The sequence below is a fragment of the Orenia metallireducens genome (assembly GCF_003001995.1).
In the GTDB taxonomy this organism is placed as follows: Bacteria; Bacillota; Halanaerobiia; order Halobacteroidales; family Halobacteroidaceae; genus Orenia; species Orenia metallireducens_B.
In genome coordinates, this window is the sequence record NZ_PVNB01000039.1 from 1 (window position 1) to 20,235 (window position 20,235).

The following is a 20,235-nucleotide window of genomic DNA, read 5'->3' on the forward strand; positions in this document are numbered from 1 at the left end:
AAGTATTTTCAAAGCTATGATGAATTGCCTGAGAATTATGAAAGGATTATCTGTTATGTTGATACAGCTGATGAGGGTAATGATTATTTATGTGCGATTGTGGGGATAGAGTATGAAGGTAAAGTTTATGTAATTGATATTCTTTATACTAAAGAAGGAATGGAGGTTACAGAGTCTCAAACTGCTGAGTTATTAGTAAGAAATCAGGTTAATTACTGTAAGATTGAGAGTAATAATGGTGGGTGTGGTTTTGCTAGAAATATTGAAAGAATATTATGGGATGATTATAGGACAAGGAATATTGATATTCAATGGTTTCATCAGAGTAAGAATAAGAAAGCAAGGATAATAGCTAATAGTAGTTATGTGATGAAGCATATTTATTTTCCTGAGGATTGGAAGTATAGGTGGTCTAAGTATTATGAAGCGATGAATAGTTATCAGAAGGAGGGTAGAAATAGAAATGATGATGGTCCAGATGCTACTACTGGATTAGCTGAGATGGTTAATGAGGGGTTTGAGTTGAGGATAGGGCGTGTTTAGAGGATAGTGAAAAAATTTTTTTAAAGGAAGCTAAGATTATTTTAGAGTAGATCATCTTATATGATCTTATAAAGTAGTTTTGGAACTAAAAATGCAGGTGATATGAAAGATATATTGAAAAATAATATAGTTAAGAAAAAAGACGATAGTGATTATACAATTATTAAGAGGAAGGAAGATAAGATGAAGAAAAAATATAAAAACATCTATAATAAATTGAAGAAAATATATATCGCTTTAGCTATATTTGTATCTATAGAAGTAATAATATTAGGGATTATATCATTTTTTACAGAAGGAGAGACTATATGGGGGGTATTAGGTTGGATTATCCAGGGTTTAATATTAGTAGGTTTAGTATTTAGTGGTATACCTTATAGTATAGAAAATTTGATAGCTTTTTTTAATGGTGGGATAATGCATTCACGGTTTAGGAACTATGATAATAGAGCAACTAATAAAAAACATAGAATATTTTTAGCTATTATGAACGTTTTTATATTAATTGTATCTGTTTGTATAATGTATTATTTTATAATTGGAATTCCTTTAATGGGGATTAAAGAATTATTTAAATAGGATGATTTTTATTAAAATTTAATATTTGGTTGTGGCATATCTCATTTAAGGGATATGCTTTTTTATTTAGCACACTAAATATAGATTAAATTGAGGTGACTATATAAGATGATCAAGAAGTATATTAAAGAAATTTGGCTCTGCTTAGCTTGGATAAGTGGTTGGATATTTGTTACTTGGTCTTTAGTTGATTTATTCGGTAATTGGATATGGAAGTTGAGTGGTGGATTATTACTATTGGGATTGGTAGGATATAGGTTTATTTTTAAGATTGTGCTTGATGGGCTATATGTTCTATCTTTAGAGGATAAAGAAGGTTAGGAGATGATGAAAGTGAATATCTTTAAGAAGGTAGCGAAGGGATTACAGGTGGAGGCTAATGCTAATCGTCCTAAATTGATGCCTAGCTATAGAAGTGGTAAGCCGCAATTTAAAGACTGGAATACTGAAAGGGCGATTAATGAGGGGTTTAAGGTATCGACTTATGTTTACTCTTGTGTTTATCGGATTATGAAGGCGGTGGCTAGCGTACCTTTGAAGGTTTATGAGGATGGGGATTATAATCCAGAGCATCCCTTGCAGGTGCTGTTGGATGACCCTCATCCTTTTTATAGTATGCAGGATATTATGGAGCGGATGGCTGCTCATTTATATCTTGGAGGGAATTCGATTATTCAAATAGTTAGGTTGGAGAGTAAGGGAGGATTGCCAGTAGAGTTATTTCCTCTTAATCCAGATAAGGTCAATCCTGTTCCAGATCAGGCTAAGTTTATTAGTCATTATGAGTATAATATTGGAGATAGAATAGAGAGGTTAGAGGCTAAGGATATAATTCATGATATGTTTACCGACCCTGCTAATCCTTATTGGGGGATGAGTCCTTTACAGGCTGCGGCTATGATTGTTGATACTGATGTAGAGGCAGTAAAATGGAATAAGGTTACAATGCAGAATCGAGCAGTTACTGATGGGGTCTTTGCTTTTAAGCATGATTTGACTGGAGCACAGTATAAAGAGGCTAAGGAGCATGTAAGGGAGCAGTATAGTGCTAAAGGTCGTGGTCCTTGGGTTTTGGGGAATGAAGTTGAGTATATTCCTATGAGTTTAAGTCCTACTGAGATGGATTTTATCGAATCTAGGAAGATGACTAGAGAGGATATCTGTTCTATCTTTCAGGTTCCTCCTCCAATGGTGGGAATTTATGATAAGGCTACTTTATCTAATATTGAGACAGCTAGAAAGATATTCTGGTTGGATGGAATTATTCCTTATCTAAAGGATGTCTTGGATACTCTTAATAAAGGCTTAGCTAGAGAGTTTGGTGATAATGTAGAGATTAAAGCTGATACCAGTATGGTTAAGGCTTTACAGGAGAATCTAAACGAGAAGGTAGAGGCAGCTTATAAGTTTAAGCAGATGGGTTGGTCATTAGAGGAGATTAATGAGAGGTTAGATTTGGGATTCTCTAAGAGTAAGGGATAAGAAAAGCAATTAACAATTTACAATGTAGAATTGACAATTAAAATTATTAAAAGATTAAATAGTGATAAGGGAATAATATGATGAAAGATATAAATGGAGCGAGGTGGAATTAATTATAAATTCCTTCTCGCTCTATTCTTTGTTTGATTCGTAATAATCTTCTTTTTTCAAAGAAGAATGGAATTCTCTCTAAGGATCCAGCTGGATATTGTCTGATTTCTTTGTCTAAATCCTTCATCATAGAGTTGATTCTATTAATATAGTCTGATTCTGTGGGAGGAATATCTAATGATAATTGTTGATGTTTCTGCACAAAATCACCGCCTTAATTAAGTTATTTATATATTACTAGTATGCCTGTTTTATGCTAAAAATATGCAGAGTTTCAATAAATAATGCAAAATTATGATGAAGAATAATAGGTGTATTACATAAGTTATTTCCAAGCATATTATCCTCACACACCAACAATTTCTTTAATGCTGTAAGGAGAAAAGGTCAAGGAGGAACGCAAGTATGAGTAGTCCTTGATGTTTCCGACTGGAAGCATATAATTAGCAGGATGGTGTGATGGGGGAAATGGTCTTAGAGAGACCCAAGCATGATGGCTATGACGGTTATATAGCAGATAGTTACTAATTACTTTATACTAGTTTATATCTATTTTATTACAGAGATATTAAGTCATAGTCATGATGCTCAATCCCCCGACCTTGGTCTGTTTAAATTGGAGGGGGCTGCTAGATAGCTCGTAATGGAATGGAGAGCTTTTTAGCAGGATTACGAGATACTATCGAGCTATGGATATGGTTTTGGGTTTTTAATGTTTTATCTCCCGGAAGCAACCTGAGGACAGATGAGAAACTGATGCGTCATTTCTCATCGCCTCAAATCGTGTCCCTCAATCTTCCCTGTCCCCCATTTTAATGCAACCTTATTGGCGAAGTGCTTTGTCAAGCCTGTCCGGGAAGGGAGTTAAAGGGTTAGGGGGTTTGGGGGAAGGGAATGAGGGAAACAATGGGGTTGCTGGAGGGAGATGCTTTTAGCCGAGTGTAAGGAGTGGAAAGCAAGATAGATACGGGGTCCTGTGCTAACAGGTTGTAGCTATCTTGCTTGGAAGGACTGGAACTGGGCGTTGGTCTTAGGGATTGTGATAGCAGGTGGTTGTGCTGCTTTTACAATACCTTTCTTTTAGTATGTTAATGTATCTATATCTTTATATATTAAGAGGATATGAGTTGCTATTTTTATTATAAATATATCTAATTGATAAGTAATATTTAAATTGATATAAGGTTATTACAGTTTTGTTATTTTCTTATTTGGTCTTATTGCTTTTTCTTAATATTTTGCTTTCATAAAGAAGACCATTAGAAGGTAGAAAATGAAAGATACTTATATTGGTTATGAGTAGATTCATACAAAAAGTTTAATAAATAATTTATAGTTATATTAGGAATAATTATAACAAAAACCAATATAAAACATAAAATATACTGCAAAGGAGGTGAATTTTGTGAAATATAATCATTTAATTAATAATCTGAGGGAAATTAGCTCGCAAATAAAAAATAAATTAGCAAAAAATGAGGATAGGAATATATTACTATGTTGTATTGAAAAAGCGATTAATCATGCTAAAAATGGAGATATTGAGAGGGCTTTTAGTTATATTAATAAGTTATATACTAAATTTATAATTTTACAAAGTAAACACTCACCATGCTGCCATTATTATTTATTTCTTGAAAAATTAAAGAACAAGTTATTAAAATGTTATGCTGACCAACCAGTTGAAGTGTTAGAAGAAGAGTTAATGGAGCTTATTAATCAAAGAATTCAAATCTTAACAGTACTTTCTCCCCCTGCAGGACGCCCACCTAATATTACAGGAATACTGCGGGAAGTAAAGGATGGAATTATTAAACTAGCTCTTCAAAATGAACACGAAGATAGTGATACTGAAAGAATGGGAGTTTATAGGCTTAGTGAAATTATAGAATTCATTCCGGCAACTGAAGAAGATTCAGAATGTGGTGATGGGGATGAAACCGAAGTTCCCTTTAACGATGAATTAGAGAAACTGATAGATGAGGAAATTAAGTTGTTTATTAGTGAATCAACTACAGAGCGAATAAGTATTACAGGGGTTTTGCAAGAGGTGAAAGATGGATATGTTAAAATTAAGGTGGAACAAGAGAATGAGATAGATATTGAACCAGAAGTTAGAGTTTATCAAACTGATTATATTGTAGGGTTTAGTAAAACAGATTCTGGTGGTACTCCGGGAATGGTTACTCTTGAGGTAGCTGTACAATGGCCAGAAGGGGTTGAGCATCCTGAGGAAGTAGATGTTATTTTAACTAGGGAAGAAGTAGATGTAGTAGTAGAAACAATAGATGGAATAGCTATATTTATAACTGAGCCTAGTGGTGATGTTATCTTAAGGGGTGAGCCAGTTCCAGGATTTGAAATACCAATTAAAAAGATTAGATTAACAGGAAATCAAAAATATGTCACAGAGACCTTAGAGTATCAAGCAGCTGTTATTCCTGTTGAAGGTGTAATTTTAAATCAAGAAGAGTTAGAATTAATTGTTGGTAGTAGTGAAGAATTAAGTGCTACAATTCAACCACCAAATGCCAGCAATCAGAATATTTCTTGGGAATCTTCAGATGAAAATATAGCTACTGTAAGTGATGATGGCTTAGTAACAGCAGTCTCTACTGGTAATGCTACTATTATTGTAACAACTGAAGATGGTCAAGAGACTGATAGTGCTGAGGTTGAAGTAGTTTCAATCGAACAAATATTAGAGCCTACCCCAATTACTGCTTTAAGGGGTGAGGTTATAGTTCTTCCTGAAATTGTTAGAGCGGAATTAAGCAATGATAATCTTGTCGACTTAGCAGTAACTTGGAGTTTTGCCGATGAAGAGCTGGAAGGAGTTTTTGAAGTCCCGCTAGAAGGTGACATCACTGCTTATACTTTAACTGGGAATGTTGAGCAAACCGAACAATCTATCACATTGACTATTAATGTTGAAGATTCTCAAGCAGTACCTGTAACAGCGGTGAGCTTAGATATAAACCAAGCATCTCTACTAGTTGCAGAGACTTTAATATTAACAGAAACTATTCATCCAGGTGGTGCAACGACTAAAGAGGTAATTTGGAGTTCATCTAATGAAGAGGCAGCCACCGTTACAGATGGTATAGTAAAGGCTGTTAATCCTGGTATTGCAGTAATTACTGTTACAACAATAGACGGAGGTTATGAAGCATATTGTCAAGTATCTGTATCCTCAATCCCAGAATTAGAACTGATTTATGCAACTCAAGAGGTATATGATAGCCCAGAAGAAGTGACTATCAATGTTGAGAATTTAGTTGAATTTCTAGAATTAGATGATGATGAAGAGATTTTATATTATATTAAGGTAGAGCAGAGCGGAAGTAATCGTTCTCTTAGTAGTGGTGATGATACAGTAATTATCAATAATGATAGCATAGAGTTTAATCTTTATGAGGTAACGGAGTTTGAAACAACACAGAACTACAGTAAAGAGTATTTTGTCTATATGAGCACAGATCCAGATTATCCTAAAGCTGATGAACAAACTTTAATGACAAACTTCAAAGTAGGTAGTCCAGTACCAACAGTTTCAAAAGAGAATGTTAGAGTTAATTTAGAGATTCTTGGTGGTCCTCTTGAAGGTCAACCACAAGATATTACCTTTATTTTAGCAAGAGAGATTGATAAAGAGGTTATTGATATTACTTGGGAGGACTATATTGACCCTGAAGCTCCCGAAGGTGAAATAGAATTTATTGATGAGGTAAAATTGATAGGAAGCACAGATAGTGAAGGTAATGTTATCTGGGAAGAGCCTAGAGAATCATTAAAATTAGGAGGATATTTCTTGTTAGAGGTAACTCCAGAAGGTTATATCGATAATTTAAATCTTGTCAATCCAGAATCTGAAGATGGAGAACTATTAAAAGAAGTACATCTTACAAGAGGTGGGTCTATTGAGCGAGATATTATCAACACTTATATTGGAGAATGATTTTTTGACTTCTATATCATAAATATGGGTTTTTATTTAGGTTAAAAGGGTGTGTTATAAATGCACCCTTTTTTTCTGGTGTTATTATAATATTTTCTATTAAATGTGATTTATATTTTATGCTAATATTAGTTTGCTGCAATTTAAGAACCTATTCTAAAGATATAACATATAATATCACAAAAGCCTAAGAAAGGAATGAGTAATGTGAAAGATGGTTATATAATTAATCCAAGGCATCCGAAACAAGTTACTAAGTTAAAGGACTATGGTCCTTGTCCCTTTGTGGTTAATATTGAAGAGGCTACTAAACAAAATAATTATTTCCGTCTCGCTTTATGGACAGGAGAATATTTGCAACTTACTTTGATGAGTATCAAACCTGGTGATGACATAGGTTTAGAAATTCACCCTGATGTGGACCAATTCATACGCATTGAGCAAGGGCAAGGAATTACTATGATTGGGGATAGAAGAGATCAGTTAGATTTTAAAGCAAAAGTCTATGGTGACGATGCAATATTTATTCCTGCTGGAAAATGGCATAATCTAATCAATACAGGTCGTAGACCACTTAAATTATACTCTATTTATGCTCCGCCTGAACATCCTCGTAGTGCAGTTCATGAAACTAAAGAAGATGCTGAAGAGCATCATCGACGATAAAATTTATTAATAATAGCTATAAGTGTTTTTGTTGAAGATTAGCTAACTAAATATATAAAATTTAAGGGGTTTATTGTTATTATAGGCTAGAAATTTATAATTAAATTTTTATTGCAGGGAGTCAGAATTATTTTCCTCTAAAACTTTAACATAAATAATGTAATTCTATCAAATAATATTGATGGTATAGTAAGTTTTTATATCACTCTTAATCAATAGTATATAATAAATTAAGGAGGAATATATATGACAACTGCAATGCAAACTCATATGGACAGATACCAAAAATGTATCGATATTTGTAATAAGTGTATGGTGGAGTGTGAATTCTGTTTAGATGCTTGTTTACATGAACCTGATGTGAATAATAGAGTAAAATGTATGGAGACATTGAAGGACTGTATTGAAATTTGCTCTATTTCTGCTAAGTATATGGCAGGAAATAGCCAATTTGCTAGTCAAATTTGTGAATTATGTGCTGAAATTTGTGATGCTTGTGCAACTGAATGTGAGATGTTTGAAGATAACCACTGTCAAACTTGTGCTCAGGTTTGTCGTGAATGTGCTACTGAGTGCCGTAATATGGCACAAGCTTAACCAAAATATTTTACTAAGGGGTAGGCTAAAATTAGTCTACCTTTTTTCTTTTTTGATAACATATATTTAAACCTTTAAAATATTTTGATACTTTCTTAATACTTTCTTAATATTTAGCTCTTATAATATGATTAACAGTTAAGAGTAACAAGTAAAAATTGATTGCTAGTTACTGAATTTAAAAGGAGGAGATAAATATGAGAAGAATTTTAAGCTTTGTATTAGTGATGACAATGGTATTAGGAGTTTCAGTTTATGCCTTTGCCCATGGTGGTGGTTTTAGTCAAGGACATAGAAACAATTATAAAAATAGTAACTTTAATGATGAATTGAACTTATCAAATGCACAAGAGGAGCAATTAGAAGATCTTCAAGATAAATACTATGATCAAATCGAGGATTTAATGGATGACATGAGAGATAAGAATGATGATTTAAGAGATTTATACTTTGATAAAGATGCTGACCGTGATGATATTATTTCAGCTCAAAAAAAAGTCAACTCTTTAAGAGATAAGATGTTTACTTTAATGACAGAGATGCAACTAGAGATGAGAGATGCTTTAACTGCTGAACAATTAGAAAGTATGGAAGATTACGGAATGATGGGTTTTGGTATGATGAATGGATTTGGCATGATGGGTGGAAGAGGATTTAGAGGTCATATGGGTGGTCGTGGTATGATGGGTGGCGGTCATATGATGCATGGTAATGGTATGAGAGGATGGTAATTATCAATTAAAATTTAATAGTTAATGATAAACATTGAATATACCTCTAGCCAATAAGACGATAATAATTATATTAATCTGATAAGGAGGTTAGAGGTATTAATAATGAATTATATATAATCTAGTTATATTAGGAGTGGTAGCAATGATGCATGGCTTTGGTTTTGGAAATGGTTATGGTATGGGAAACTTCTTTGGAGGTGGAATGTTAATGATGGGATTATTTTGGATAGTAATAATTGTTGCAGTAATCTATTTTGTTAGAAATTCTAATGATTCTATAGATAGAAATGGTGGAAGAAGCTTTAAAGAGGATCCAATTGAGATAGCTAGACAGCGCTATGCTAAAGGCGAGATTAGTAAGGAAGAGTTACAAGAGATTAAAGAGGAGCTAAGAAAGTAGGTTTGATTTTTAGTTAGCAGAGGAGTTTGAATTGCTCTGCTAATTAAAATTTCCATTTGTTAAATATAAATTTTAATGGTATATTTATAAGTAAGAGTTTTTTTATTTAAATTAATCACGGGTAAAACGATATGAATATACTTATTTTTAGCAAATAATGTAGTTGGGAGGAGGTGAATCTGATCTGGTCAGATCTTTGCGCAGGACTATATGGTTATGGTCTTAATGGTTGGCAATCAATAGGAATAATGTTATTACACTTAGGAGTATTTATAGGACTAATCTATCTTATAATTAGACTGTTAATTCCAAAATCTAAAAGAGAAGATAATGCGATGGCTTTGTTAAAGGAGCAGTTTGCTCAAGGTTTAATCACTAAAGAAGAGTTTAGAGAAAGAAAAGAAGTATTAAAGAATTAAACTATTTTTTTATCCATATAATACCCTACGGGCGTATTGTATATAACATAATAAGGAAGTGAAGTAAAAAGCAAGGCTTGTATTAGTAAATTTTTTGCTTTATCAATAAAAAAATAGGAGGAAGATAATTATGAAAAAATTATTAAGTTTATCTTTTATTATGGGATTATTATTAACAGTAACACCTTTGGCTTTAGCTCATGGTGAGCAAGGTGCTACTCATCAAAGTAATTTGGATTTATCACAAGAGGTTTTGGAAAAGGTTAATGATTTACAGGCAGAGTATTATGAAAAGATTGACGAGGTTCAAGACCAATTAAGAGTTAAGAATAGAGAATTAAAGAAGTTATATAGCGACCAAGAGGCTAAGGATAAAGATATTATTAAGTTAAGAACAGAGATTAAAGAGTTAGACAATAAGATTTTTGATTTAAAGACTGCAAGATATTTAGAATTAAAAAAATTAGTTCCAGCTGAAAAATTAGGTGCTATGATAAAGCAGATGCATGGAAATGGTCAAGGAATGATGGGTGGCAATATGATGACTATGATGAAACAGATGCATGGAAATGGTCAAGGAATGATGAATGGCAATATGATGGCTATGATGAAGCAGATGTGTGGAAATAGTCAAGGCATGATGAAAGGTGATATGAAAGATCAGGATCATGGTCACAGTTTAACTGAAGATAGTAATATGTCTAATCATACTGTAGAAAAAGAGAATATGAATAATGAAACTAACAATTAATAAATTAGAGTAGAAATTCCACTCTAATTTCAAGTTTTTAATCAAATAAGGAGTTGATAAAGTGAAGAAGATTAAAGTATCTATGTTAATATTATTAGCTTTAATAGTAGTTAGTTCTAGTATAGTAATGGCTGATGAAGAATTTGATCCTCGAGAATGGAGTCGTAGTTCTAGTGGTGAAGGGGTTTGGATTGATACAGTCTTTAATCCTAAGCAGTTGAATAATGATACTGTAGAGTTTCAAGTCTATTTAACTACTCATAGTGGCGATTTATTAGGTTTAGATTTTGATAAGATTATTGATGTCAGAACCAATTTAGGAGAAATAAGTTCAAAGAATATTAAATGGGAGTGGGAAAGAAGATCTAGTCATCATCCTGCAGGAAAGATTAAGGTTAGTGATCAGCAAGATCTGTTTAATAACTCGACTAAATTTATAGAAATAACTTTTAAAGGTATTAGGGATGTTGATCATACTTTAAAGTGGAAATTAGAGTCTAAGAATAATGAGGATTATGCCTATATTGCTAATGCTAGTAGTGGGACAGTATCGATAGTAGATACTAAGAAGCATCAAGTTATAAATACAATTAAGGTAGCTAGTCAGTCTTCTCATGGGTTAGCAGTTGATACTCTACATAATCAACTCTATGTAGGTGATTATAAGGATGGGAATCTTTATGTCTTCTCTTTGCCAGAAGGTAAATTGCTTAAGAAGATTTATGTAGATAGTCCAGTGCATGGAATAGATATTAGTCCTGATAATAAATTCGTATATTTAGCTGGTGGAAGTAAAGGTAGTAGTGGCGATGTTTTAGTAATTGATACAGAATATAATCAAGTAATTAAGAAAATTGTTACCAATGGAGCAGGGCATATTAACTTTAGCCCAGATGGTAAATATGCTTATGTTAGTAATGTAGATCGTGATGAAGTTACAGTAATTAATACAATAACTCAAAAGGTTGAAAATAAGGTTAAGGTTGGAGATGGTCCTAATGAAGCAATCCCTTCCTTAGATAATAAATATCTCTATACAGCTAACTTTAATGGAGGTACGATGACAGTAGTTGAGACTGGAACTTGGGAGACTAAGTTAACTAAAAAAATAGATGAAGGTACTCACGGAATTATTGTTTCACCTGATAATAAGTATATCTGGTTGACTAATCGTGGAAGTAACACCATTACTATTTTAGATATGAGTGATTATAAGGTGATAAAGGAATTAAGAATCAACGGCCATGCCAACCATATCTCAATTAATCCAACAGGAGAATTTATATATATCAGCGATGTTAGGGATAATCAAGTAGTAGTTTTTGATGCTAAGAAATTTACTAAGATTAAGGAATTTAGTGTTGGCAATGAACCTCATGAGATTGTCTTTAACTAAATATAATGAGCCTAGTATTGACTAGGCTCTATTTTAAATAAAAAGGAGTTGATTTTGTGGGAACTATAGGATATATAATCTTTTTTGGATTTATGTTTTGGATGATGCGTAAAGGTGGAGGATGTTGTGGTGGAGGCCATAGTAGCCATAGCTCTACCAAAGAGCATAATCATGATCAGCATATTAATAGTAGTACAGAAAGTAATGATAGTGAAGTAATAGAGATGGTCTATGACCCTATTTGTGGGATGCATATTGAAAAGAATACTGCAATTACTAGAGTAGTTAACAGTAAAAAATATTATTTCTGTAGTGAAAATTGTGCTGAAGATTTTATTAAGGTTCATACTTATAAACCAGAAGATAGTGCTTGATTTTAGTAAAAATATCTATTTAAAAATAAGTTATAGTAGGGAGCGATTATATGAAAACGATATTATTTAGACTAGGACCCTTTTCTATCAGTCTATTTGGAACATTTATTGCTTTAGGAATAGCAGCTGGGTTTTATATTTTAAATCAAGAAGCTAAAAGAAAGAACTTAGACCAGGATGAGGTCTTTAATTTAGCACTTTATAGCATTATAGCAGCTATAGTTGGAGCAAGGCTTTATTATGTATTAATCTTTAATCCTGCTTATTATTTAAAGAATCCCAGTGAGATTATTATGATTCAACAAGGTGGATTATCGATTCAAGGAGGCTTATTTGGAGCGATTTTAGTTGCTGGATTATATCTTAATAAGAAGGAGTTATCCTTTTGGAAGGTAGCTGATGCTTTTGCTCCAGCGATAATCTTAGGACAGGCAATTGGACGGATTGGTTGTGATGTCTTTGGAGTAGCTATGGACAAGGTATACCCTTGGGGGGTTAAAATTAGTGGTCAGCTTCTTCATCCTGCTCAAGCCTATGAGATTATCTTAAATTATATTCTTTTTGCAATTCTGTGGAATCGTCGTGATAAAGTTAAATATAATGGAGAACTATTCTTATTGTACATTATTGGCTTTTCTATTAATCGAGGAATTGTGGAGTTCTTTAGAAGCAATCCAATAGTCTTTAAACCTTTTACTGTAGCTCATTTGACCAGTTTGATAATCATTGTAATTGCTGGAGTAATTATGAGGTTTATTAAGAATGAAAAAGGCGATAGCCCTCAACAATTAAGGGTAACTCCAAAGAGGAAATTGATAGATAATTTAATAATCTTAGTTGGAATGATTTTTTCTGTTTTAACGTATTATAGTTTTTACTAAAAATAATGCTCTGTACAGAGCATTATTAGTTATATACTATTGTAATGGCTGTAATTTCTTATGTTGATGGAATTTTTAGAGGAAGAGGGGTACTATGAACTATTTATTTGTTGTTTTTTCAGGAATGTTAATAGGTTCATCTTTAGAATATCCTGATTTATATTTATTGAGTTGGATAGGATTAATTCCGCTAATCTATGTTTTAGATAAGAGAAAAAGTAGTTCGTTTAAATTAGGATGGAGCTTTGGATTAGCTATGTTAATAGTTAGTGGCAGATGGTTAGTTTATCCTTTATTAAATTTTAGTGGATTTCCTATATGGCTTTCTTATATTATTACTATATTGGCTTTAGCATTAATAGCAATCTATTTTGGATTATTTGCTGCTCTATTAGAGTTGTGGATAGATAGGTTAAAGATACCCTTATTGATTTCCTTTCCTATTTTGTGGACAGGTATTGAAATCTTGAGAAGTAAATTTTCTTTTGGATATCTATTTGGCTTTTTAGGTTATTCACAAAGTTTTAAGACAGAATTGATTCAATTTGCTTCCTATGGCGGAGTATATTTGATTTCTTTTTTAGTGGTATTAGTAAATGTTTTGCTTTATTTAAGTATTAGAGATAGAAGATTAACTTATTTATTAATAGCAGTGTTGATATTTAGTGGAATTTTTTCATATGGAATATTTTCCTTACAACAAGAAGTTATTACTAAAAAAACGGTAAAACTTGGAGTGATACAACCAAATATTGCTCAGAATATAAAGATGGATTCTAAAATGCAAAATAATATTACTAAAAAGATTTTAAATTTATCAACTAAAGAGCTAAATAAGGATGATTTAGATTTACTGATTTGGCCTGAGACAGCTATTTTAAGAAGTTATTCTAAAGATGAAGGGTTTCCTTTTTATCTACCTAAAGATACACCTTTATTTATTGGTGGATTTACTAAAAAAGGAGATGAAATTTATAATAGTTCCTTTTTATTTGGAAAGCAAAGAAAGATTATAGATAGTTATAGTAAACATAAATTAGTTCCGTTTGGTGAATATATGCCTTTTCCTCAATTTATTCCTAATATAATTAAAAAGAATATGAATGATCTAGATAAGGGGAAAGAATTATCTAATTTTGAGTTAAATGGTTTTAACTGGATTTCACCTATCTGTTCTGAAATTTTAGACTCTGATTTTGTAAGAAAATTATATAATCAAGAAGATATAATAATTAATATCTCTAACGAGGCTTGGTTTGGTAAGAGTAGTGCTCCAGTACAAATATTACAGTCAGCAATTTTTAGAGCAGTAGAGTATCAAGTTCCAGTAGTTAAGATAGCTAATACGGGGATTAGCGGAATTGTTAATAGTAAAGGAAAAGTATTAACTAAAACGAAGTTGTTTGAAACAATGAGTTTTAATTATGAGTTGTCTTTATTAGAACAAAAAGAAAGTTTTTATTATAAATTTGGAAATGCTTTGGAGATAATCTTTTTAATTTTTATTTGTTTAATTTCTATTATAGATTTTGCTAAAAACACCTAATAAGTTGATAAAATTTCTTGACAGATCTATTCTAAAGGAGTATAATATAACTAGTTAATACCCATAGGGGGTATGGGTATTAACTAGTTATAAATAAAAGCAAGCAATAGATCTGAAGGAGGGATAAATATGTCAGAAGCAAAAGCTTTACAGAAACTGTCTTTAAAGATTGTAGGAATGTCTTGTAGTAGTTGTGCTAATACCATCCAAAAAAAATTAAATTCCTTAGATGGCATTATTGATGCAAATATAAATATAGCTACTGAAAAGGGACAGGTAAAGTATGATGATAGTAAAATTGATGTAGAATCCATTTTAAAAGGGGTAGAGGATGCAGGTTATCAAGCAATATTAGATGAGGAAAAAAACACCGAAAAAATTACCCTAAAAATTAAAGGAATGAGTTGTACATCTTGTGCCAACAAAGTAGAAAAAACATTAGGTGAAATGGAAGGCGTCAAAGCAGCAAATGTTAACTTTGCAGTAGAGAAGGTAAGTATTGAATACGATCCTAAAAAAATTAGATTAATAGATATGCAGAAAAAAGTCTCTGATCTAGGATATGAATTGAACTTAGAAGAGGATGAAGATAATGGTGTAGATGAAGATGAAATCAAAATTAAGAATTCTGCAAGAATCATGAAAATATCTGTTACTCTGTCAAGTGTTATCATGGGTATTATGATGATTCACATGTTTGTTAGACCTATTCCAGGTTATTTACCAATTATTGCAGTTCTTGGATTTCCAATTGTATTTGGAACAGGATGGCATGTCCATGTTGGAAGTTGGAAAGCACTTAAAAATAAAAGTCCTAATATGGATGTTTTAGTAACACTGGGTTCTTTACCACCTTATTTAATTGGTTTGATGGGACTTTTCCTTCCAATACAAGCCTTTATTGAAATGGCTACGACTATTATGACTTTCCACTTGGTTGGAAAATATTTAGAAGTTCGAGCTAAAGGGAAAGCTTCTCAAGCTATTAAAAAGCTACTACAGATGGGAGCCAAAACAGCAAAGATTATTGTTGATGGAGAAGAAATAGAAATTCCTGTTAAGGATTTACAGACAGGAGATATTATGGTGATACGACCTGGAGAAAAAGTACCTACTGATGGGATTGTTATTGATGGTAATGGTTTACTAGATGAATCTATGGCTACAGGAGAGTCTATGCCTGTAAAACGCCAAAAAGGTGATGAGATAATTGGTGCAACTATCAATAAACAAGGTCTATTAAAGGTTAAGGTAACAAAAGTAGGAAAAGATACTTTCTTATCTCAAGTTGTTAAAATGATGGAGGAATGTCAGGGTTCTAAAGTACCAATCCAAGAGTTTGCCGATCGTGTTACAGGATATTTTGTACCAGCAATAATGATTATAACAGTTTTAACTTTTATTTCTTTTATTCTGTTTCCTGAGTTTCATTTAAGGATTATAGAATGGGGGGCAACCTTCTTACCATGGGTAAACCCTGATCTTAATCCCCTTACCTTAGCCTTTATTACATCTACTGCTGTTTTAGTTATATCTTGCCCTTGTGCTTTAGGTTTAGGAACACCAACTGCTTTAATGGTAGGTAGTGGTATGGGAGCAGAGAAGGGAATCTTAATTAGAAATGGTGAAGCAATACAGACCTTCAAGGAAGTGACAACTATTGCTTTTGACAAAACAGGAACTATTACAAAGGGTAAACCAGAAGTAACTGACTTGGTCATGATCGATGGTGTTGAGGAGAAGGAATTTCTTTACTATGCTGGTACAATAGAAAAAGGATCAGAACACCCTCTAGCCCATGCTATTGTAGAGAAAGCAAAGGATGAAGAGATTAATTTAGGAGAAGTAATAGATTTTAATGCAATTGTAGGGATGGGAGTAGTAGGAAAAATAGATGGAGAAGAAGTATTTGTAGGAAATAGAAAATTAATGAAAAAAAATAACATTGCCTATGAATCCTATGAAGAAGAGTTAATCAGATTAGAAGAAGAAGCAAAAACAGCTATGATGCTTGCCAAAGAAGGTCAATTATTAGGGATTGTGGCTGTAGCAGATCCTATAAAAGAAGATTCTGCACAAGCTATAGCAGCTTTAGAAAATATGGGTATTAAAACAGCGATGATTACAGGAGATAATAAAAGAACAGCTGCTGCTATTGGTAAAAAGGTAGGAATCAGCCATGTGATTGCAGAGGTATTACCAGATGGAAAGGTAGAAGAAGTTATAAGATTACAAGAGAAATATGGTACAGTAGCTATGGTAGGAGATGGGATTAATGATGCCCCTGCATTAAAACAAGCCAATGTAGGAATTGCAATTGGTACAGGTACAGATATTGCTATTGAAGCTGCTGATGTTACTTTAGTAAGAGGAGAATTAAGTGCGATCATATCAGCTGTTAAATTATCTAAAGCTATCTTTAGAAAGATTAGAGAAAATTATTTCTGGGCATGGATCTATAATGCTATCTTCATTCCAATGGCTGTGATTGGATTATTACATCCTTTAATTGGAGCAGCAACTATGGCAACAAGTTCTTTAAATGTTGTTTATAATTCATTAAGATTGAAGAAGCAAGATATAGAACCAAGCTATAATAAGGCTTAAGTAGTTAAATTTGATTTCATAAATTTATGGAATTCTCCCTTATATAAAATAAAAAATGAGAGGAAGGTGAAAAGCCTGGTTTAAATAGGAAGCCTTGATATAGGATTTTATAAGCCAGGTAATATTAATGGACAGAACAATTAAAATTGAAGGAATGACTTGTGGACATTGTGCTAATCATGTTAAAAAAGAGCTAGAAGGTATTTGTTGAGTTAGCTCATGAGGTAGAAGATAGCAAGTTTGAGGCAGTTGTTGCAGAGGCTGGATGAGGTTATAGGAATAGAGTAAATATAATTATTAGCTTAAGAGGGGTTGCTAAGTCAACCTCTTTTGAAATAATTTTTAGATACCCTACAAAGGTATGGTGCTTACCATATTAAAGGAGGTATTGTTGTGGAAGAGATAGGTGAAGTAGTTGTTAATAAGGGGAAGTCAGTTATAGTAAGGATTGAACGCCATTCAGCTTGTAGCAAGTGTAAAAAAGTGTGAGTTAGATGCTATTAGAGAGTATAAAAGAAGTGTATAAGTATGAAAGAGGTTAACTTATCTATTAGTAATTCATGTGGAAAAGTATGCAAAAAGATTATTGAAGATGAATTAAGAAAGTTAGCTGCTGTTAAATCTGCTAAAGTATATTTAGATTGTAAAAAAATCTTAATTACTTATGATGATAATTTAATAGAATTAATAGCTAAAGAAGATTATTGAAAAAGAAGGTTATGATATAAAGTGGGAGTTTAAGATTTCTCTGTAATGCTCGATTATTGATAGGTATGGAGGTTGAGTAATGAAAAGATCTAAAAGCTTATTAGCAATATTGTTCCTAGTTTCATTAACTTTGTTTAGTTATGAGTTACTTGTTAGTAGAATATTCTCAGTAATTTTACCGAATCATTTTGCTTATTTGGTAATTTCTTTTTCTATTTTAGGACTAGGATTTGGTGGGATACTTAGTTATTTTCTAAGTAAAAATAATAAATATTCTTTAAAACATTTCAGTTGGATTTATATCTTATCTTATGTAGGAGTTATTTCAGTAATTATCTTAGCACCCTACCTAGGAAATCCAGTTTTTTATATTCTATTAGCGATAATTCCTTTTATTATAGGAGGGGCAATTATTTCTTACCTTTTTAAATTACAAGATGACCCTCATCAGAGCTATTTTGTAGATTTATTAGGAGGAGTATTAGGGCTTATTCTTGCAGTCTTATTAATGAAGTTTTTAGGGTTAATTCAAACAATAATTGTTAGCTTTATTTTAGTTGTTTTATTGATGATGCTACCCTTTAAAGAGAATAAGCTAATATTAGTTTTCTCTTCAGTGATTATTATTTTTATAGTCTTTAACTTTGGTCAATTAACTTCACTTTACGAGAATAACTTTAACAGTTTTAAAACTAGTCCTCATATTGGATTTAATAGCTCTTTTGATGTAAAAGAAAGGAGTCTCTTTACAAGATGGGATGAATTTAGTAGAACCGATGTATATCCTTTAAAGGAAGATACTAATAGGTTACTAGTAGGGATGGATGGTGCCTCTTTTTCTTTTATGATTGGTTTTGATGGAGATTATAGTAAGTTAGATTATTTAAAAGAGGATATTGGTTATTTTCCGATGGAGGTAGGTAAACCTCAAAAGATAGCCTTAATTGGTCCTGGAGGGGGAGAGGAGATTCTGTATGCTTTGATAGCTGGGGTAGGTGAGATTACAGCTATAGAGATAAATGAGAGTACAGTTTTAGCAACAGAAGAATTAAAGGAGTTTAGCGGTGATATTTATAATCATCCACAGGTTAAGACTATTATTGGTGATGGTAGAAATGTAATTAGAAAAAGCAATAATAAGTTTGATCAAATCTATCTCTCCTTAGTAATGACCAATATAGGAAGTGGTATCTCTAATGCTTTAGCAGAGAACTATATCTATACTAAAGAGGCTTTAGGAGATTATTTTAGTAAGCTAACTCTAGAAGGAATTGTTAGTTTCCGTTTTCATTCTCAGTATGATATGTTAAAGATGTTAAGTACTGTAATTGAATACTCTTATGAGACTAAAATACCTTATAGTAAAATATCTGATACTATTATTATTGGCTTTAAACCAATGAAGAATCATGGATTAAAATATCCTGTAATGTTAGTCAAACCATCAGGATTTAGTAAAAAAGAAGTTAAAGATATCTATAAATCAATGGTTGTATATGATCTTCAGCCTCTCCATTTACCTGGAATATTTGAAGATGATTCTTTGAAGAAGATGAAGGAAGGGAAATGGACTTTAGATGATTTAACTAATCAAATTCCAGCTAATATTGAGGCTACTAGTGATAACCAACCTTTCTTTTATAATTTTGAACAAGGTATTCCTAGTACTTTGTTATTGATATTAACTGGAGGATTGGTTCTACTTCTAGTTTTATTTAATCTAGGTGCATTCAAGAGTGAAGAAGATAATTTTGTTGAGTTAATCTCAATTTTTGCTTTACTAGGTATGGCTTTTATTATAGTAGAGATAACTTTAATTCAGAAATTAACCTTATACTTAGAACATCCTATTAATTCCTTTGTTACGGTAATAGCATCTTTACTAGTAGGTGCTGGAATAGCTAATCTGCTTTACTCTAAAAAAGAGATGTTAAAAATTAAAAATCCTATCTACTATTTAATAGGAGTCAGTATAGTTGAACTATTATTAATTAATAAGTTATTATACTGGACTGGAATTGAAACAATAGGACTTAAAATAATTGTTGTTATCATATTGCTTTTACCTCTAGGATTTTTAATGGGTCTTCCTTTTCCTACTATGCTTGATAAATTAAAGAATCAAGAATTAAACTCTTTAATTCCTTATATGTGGGGGATTAATGGTGTAGGAATAGTAATTGGTTCTGTTTTTAGTCTAATCTTATCAATGAAATTTGGTTTTAATTTGACTTTTGGAATGGGAGTAATCTTTTATGCATTAGTTGCTTGGTTGATAGTTAGGCTGAAATGAAAGAAGGAGGGATGGATAGTGGAAATTTTAGCGGGGTTAATTTTGGTAGGAGTTATAGTAGGAGTATTTTATCTGATTGGTAAGAAGGTAGGTGCTTTTGAACAGAAGGATAGCAATGATGATGATTTTTCTTGCCACTAATAAAAGAATGGAAAATAGAGAAGTGAGAATGAAATTCTTAAATTCTCAT

Annotated in this window: 21 protein-coding genes; 20 read left to right on the forward strand and 1 reads right to left on the reverse strand. The window is 32.1% G+C overall.

Annotation, left to right across the window (positions count from 1 at the left end; all coding sequences use genetic code 11):
• From terL to BX659_RS17220, 4 genes are all read left to right on the forward strand, one after another.
• On the forward strand, positions 1 to 543 hold a 543-nt coding region (gene terL, locus BX659_RS17205; protein ID WP_172432008.1), incomplete at its 5' end, for a phage terminase large subunit.
• 102 nt (positions 544 to 645) lie between these two features.
• Positions 646 to 1,122, forward strand: coding sequence for a hypothetical protein (locus tag BX659_RS17210; protein ID WP_097019512.1), 477 nt, complete (start codon positions 646 to 648; stop codon positions 1,120 to 1,122).
• A gap of 108 nt (positions 1,123 to 1,230) precedes the next feature.
• Positions 1,231 to 1,443 (forward strand): hypothetical protein, encoded by a 213-nt coding sequence (locus tag BX659_RS17215; protein ID WP_097019511.1) that lies wholly within the window; start codon positions 1,231 to 1,233, stop codon positions 1,441 to 1,443.
• 3 nt (positions 1,444 to 1,446) lie between these two features.
• Entirely contained in the window at positions 1,447 to 2,604 is a 1,158-nt protein-coding gene (locus BX659_RS17220) for a phage portal protein (protein ID WP_097019510.1), read from the forward strand.
• A gap of 109 nt (positions 2,605 to 2,713) precedes the next feature.
• Here BX659_RS17220 and BX659_RS17225 read toward each other — a convergent pair whose 3' ends face one another.
• Positions 2,714 to 2,917 (reverse strand): hypothetical protein, encoded by a 204-nt coding sequence (locus tag BX659_RS17225; protein ID WP_097019509.1) that lies wholly within the window; start codon positions 2,915 to 2,917, stop codon positions 2,714 to 2,716.
• 1,203 nt (positions 2,918 to 4,120) lie between these two features.
• Between BX659_RS17225 and BX659_RS17230 the strand changes: the two genes are divergently transcribed.
• The 16 genes from BX659_RS17230 (at position 4,121) to BX659_RS19535 (ending at position 20,186) form a co-directional block, all read left to right on the forward strand.
• Complete coding sequence (locus BX659_RS17230) at positions 4,121 to 6,673, forward strand: Ig-like domain-containing protein (protein WP_097019508.1); 2,553 nt, start codon at positions 4,121 to 4,123, stop codon at positions 6,671 to 6,673.
• A 198-nt stretch (positions 6,674 to 6,871) separates the two neighbouring features.
• Positions 6,872 to 7,339, forward strand: coding sequence for a cupin domain-containing protein (locus tag BX659_RS17235; protein ID WP_097019507.1), 468 nt, complete (start codon positions 6,872 to 6,874; stop codon positions 7,337 to 7,339).
• A gap of 246 nt (positions 7,340 to 7,585) precedes the next feature.
• The gene (locus tag BX659_RS17240; protein ID WP_097019506.1) at positions 7,586 to 7,936 is read left to right on the forward strand and encodes a four-helix bundle copper-binding protein; all 351 of its coding nucleotides are present in this window, start codon (positions 7,586 to 7,588) and stop codon (positions 7,934 to 7,936) included.
• A 197-nt stretch (positions 7,937 to 8,133) separates the two neighbouring features.
• Positions 8,134 to 8,667 carry a Spy/CpxP family protein refolding chaperone gene (locus BX659_RS17245; protein ID WP_097019505.1) on the forward strand — a complete coding sequence of 178 codons (534 nt, stop codon included), beginning with the start codon at positions 8,134 to 8,136 and terminating at the stop codon, positions 8,665 to 8,667.
• 145 nt (positions 8,668 to 8,812) lie between these two features.
• Positions 8,813 to 9,070, forward strand: a complete 258-nt coding sequence (locus BX659_RS17250) for an SHOCT domain-containing protein (RefSeq protein WP_097019504.1) — start codon at positions 8,813 to 8,815, stop codon at positions 9,068 to 9,070.
• Between the two features lie 173 nt (positions 9,071 to 9,243).
• Positions 9,244 to 9,489, forward strand: a complete 246-nt coding sequence (locus BX659_RS17255; RefSeq protein WP_097019503.1) for an SHOCT domain-containing protein — start codon at positions 9,244 to 9,246, stop codon at positions 9,487 to 9,489.
• 130 nt (positions 9,490 to 9,619) lie between these two features.
• Entirely contained in the window at positions 9,620 to 10,240 is a 621-nt protein-coding gene (locus BX659_RS17260) for a hypothetical protein (protein WP_097019502.1), read from the forward strand.
• Positions 10,241 to 10,301: 61 nt separating this feature from the next.
• Positions 10,302 to 11,636, forward strand: a complete 1,335-nt coding sequence (locus BX659_RS17265; protein ID WP_097019501.1) for a YncE family protein — start codon at positions 10,302 to 10,304, stop codon at positions 11,634 to 11,636.
• A 56-nt stretch (positions 11,637 to 11,692) separates the two neighbouring features.
• Positions 11,693 to 12,010 (forward strand): YHS domain-containing protein, encoded by a 318-nt coding sequence (locus BX659_RS17270; protein WP_097019500.1) that lies wholly within the window; start codon positions 11,693 to 11,695, stop codon positions 12,008 to 12,010.
• 50 nt (positions 12,011 to 12,060) lie between these two features.
• Positions 12,061 to 12,891 carry a prolipoprotein diacylglyceryl transferase gene (lgt, locus tag BX659_RS17275; protein ID WP_097019499.1) on the forward strand — a complete coding sequence of 277 codons (831 nt, stop codon included), beginning with the start codon at positions 12,061 to 12,063 and terminating at the stop codon, positions 12,889 to 12,891.
• Between the two features lie 94 nt (positions 12,892 to 12,985).
• Positions 12,986 to 14,437 carry an apolipoprotein N-acyltransferase gene (lnt, locus tag BX659_RS17280; protein ID WP_097019498.1) on the forward strand — a complete coding sequence of 484 codons (1,452 nt, stop codon included), beginning with the start codon at positions 12,986 to 12,988 and terminating at the stop codon, positions 14,435 to 14,437.
• 129 nt (positions 14,438 to 14,566) lie between these two features.
• Positions 14,567 to 17,044, forward strand: a complete 2,478-nt coding sequence (locus tag BX659_RS17285) for a heavy metal translocating P-type ATPase (protein ID WP_097019497.1) — start codon at positions 14,567 to 14,569, stop codon at positions 17,042 to 17,044.
• 127 nt (positions 17,045 to 17,171) lie between these two features.
• Entirely contained in the window at positions 17,172 to 17,255 is an 84-nt protein-coding gene (locus BX659_RS19530) for a heavy-metal-associated domain-containing protein (protein ID WP_097019496.1), read from the forward strand.
• 317 nt (positions 17,256 to 17,572) lie between these two features.
• Positions 17,573 to 17,752 carry a heavy-metal-associated domain-containing protein gene (locus BX659_RS17295; protein WP_097019495.1) on the forward strand — a complete coding sequence of 60 codons (180 nt, stop codon included), beginning with the start codon at positions 17,573 to 17,575 and terminating at the stop codon, positions 17,750 to 17,752.
• A gap of 79 nt (positions 17,753 to 17,831) precedes the next feature.
• Positions 17,832 to 20,045, forward strand: a complete 2,214-nt coding sequence (locus BX659_RS17300; protein WP_097019494.1) for a spermine/spermidine synthase domain-containing protein — start codon at positions 17,832 to 17,834, stop codon at positions 20,043 to 20,045.
• 18 nt (positions 20,046 to 20,063) lie between these two features.
• Complete coding sequence (locus BX659_RS19535) at positions 20,064 to 20,186, forward strand: hypothetical protein (protein WP_258176157.1); 123 nt, start codon at positions 20,064 to 20,066, stop codon at positions 20,184 to 20,186.
• The last annotated feature ends 49 nt before the right edge of the window (positions 20,187 to 20,235 follow it).

What these genes read in the sequence shown, in the direction of transcription:
- BX659_RS17210 (WP_097019512.1), top strand. Translation starts at nt 646, where the DNA reads ATGAAAGATATATTGAAAAATAATATAGTTAAGAAAAAAGACGATAGT.
- BX659_RS17215 (WP_097019511.1), top strand. Translation starts at nt 1,231, where the DNA reads ATGATCAAGAAGTATATTAAAGAAATTTGGCTCTGCTTAGCTTGGATA.
- BX659_RS17220 (WP_097019510.1), top strand. Translation starts at nt 1,447, where the DNA reads ATGATGAAAGTGAATATCTTTAAGAAGGTAGCGAAGGGATTACAGGTG.
- BX659_RS17235 (WP_097019507.1), top strand. Translation starts at nt 6,872, where the DNA reads ATGAGTAATGTGAAAGATGGTTATATAATTAATCCAAGGCATCCGAAA.
- BX659_RS17240 (WP_097019506.1), top strand. Translation starts at nt 7,586, where the DNA reads ATGACAACTGCAATGCAAACTCATATGGACAGATACCAAAAATGTATC.
- BX659_RS17245 (WP_097019505.1), top strand. Translation starts at nt 8,134, where the DNA reads ATGAGAAGAATTTTAAGCTTTGTATTAGTGATGACAATGGTATTAGGA.
- BX659_RS17250 (WP_097019504.1), top strand. Translation starts at nt 8,813, where the DNA reads ATGATGCATGGCTTTGGTTTTGGAAATGGTTATGGTATGGGAAACTTC.
- BX659_RS17260 (WP_097019502.1), top strand. Translation starts at nt 9,620, where the DNA reads ATGAAAAAATTATTAAGTTTATCTTTTATTATGGGATTATTATTAACA.
- lgt (WP_097019499.1), top strand. Translation starts at nt 12,061, where the DNA reads ATGAAAACGATATTATTTAGACTAGGACCCTTTTCTATCAGTCTATTT.
- lnt (WP_097019498.1), top strand. Translation starts at nt 12,986, where the DNA reads ATGAACTATTTATTTGTTGTTTTTTCAGGAATGTTAATAGGTTCATCT.
- BX659_RS17285 (WP_097019497.1), top strand. Translation starts at nt 14,567, where the DNA reads ATGTCAGAAGCAAAAGCTTTACAGAAACTGTCTTTAAAGATTGTAGGA.
- BX659_RS19530 (WP_097019496.1), top strand. Translation starts at nt 17,172, where the DNA reads ATGGACAGAACAATTAAAATTGAAGGAATGACTTGTGGACATTGTGCT.
- BX659_RS17295 (WP_097019495.1), top strand. Translation starts at nt 17,573, where the DNA reads ATGAAAGAGGTTAACTTATCTATTAGTAATTCATGTGGAAAAGTATGC.
- BX659_RS17300 (WP_097019494.1), top strand. Translation starts at nt 17,832, where the DNA reads ATGAAAAGATCTAAAAGCTTATTAGCAATATTGTTCCTAGTTTCATTA.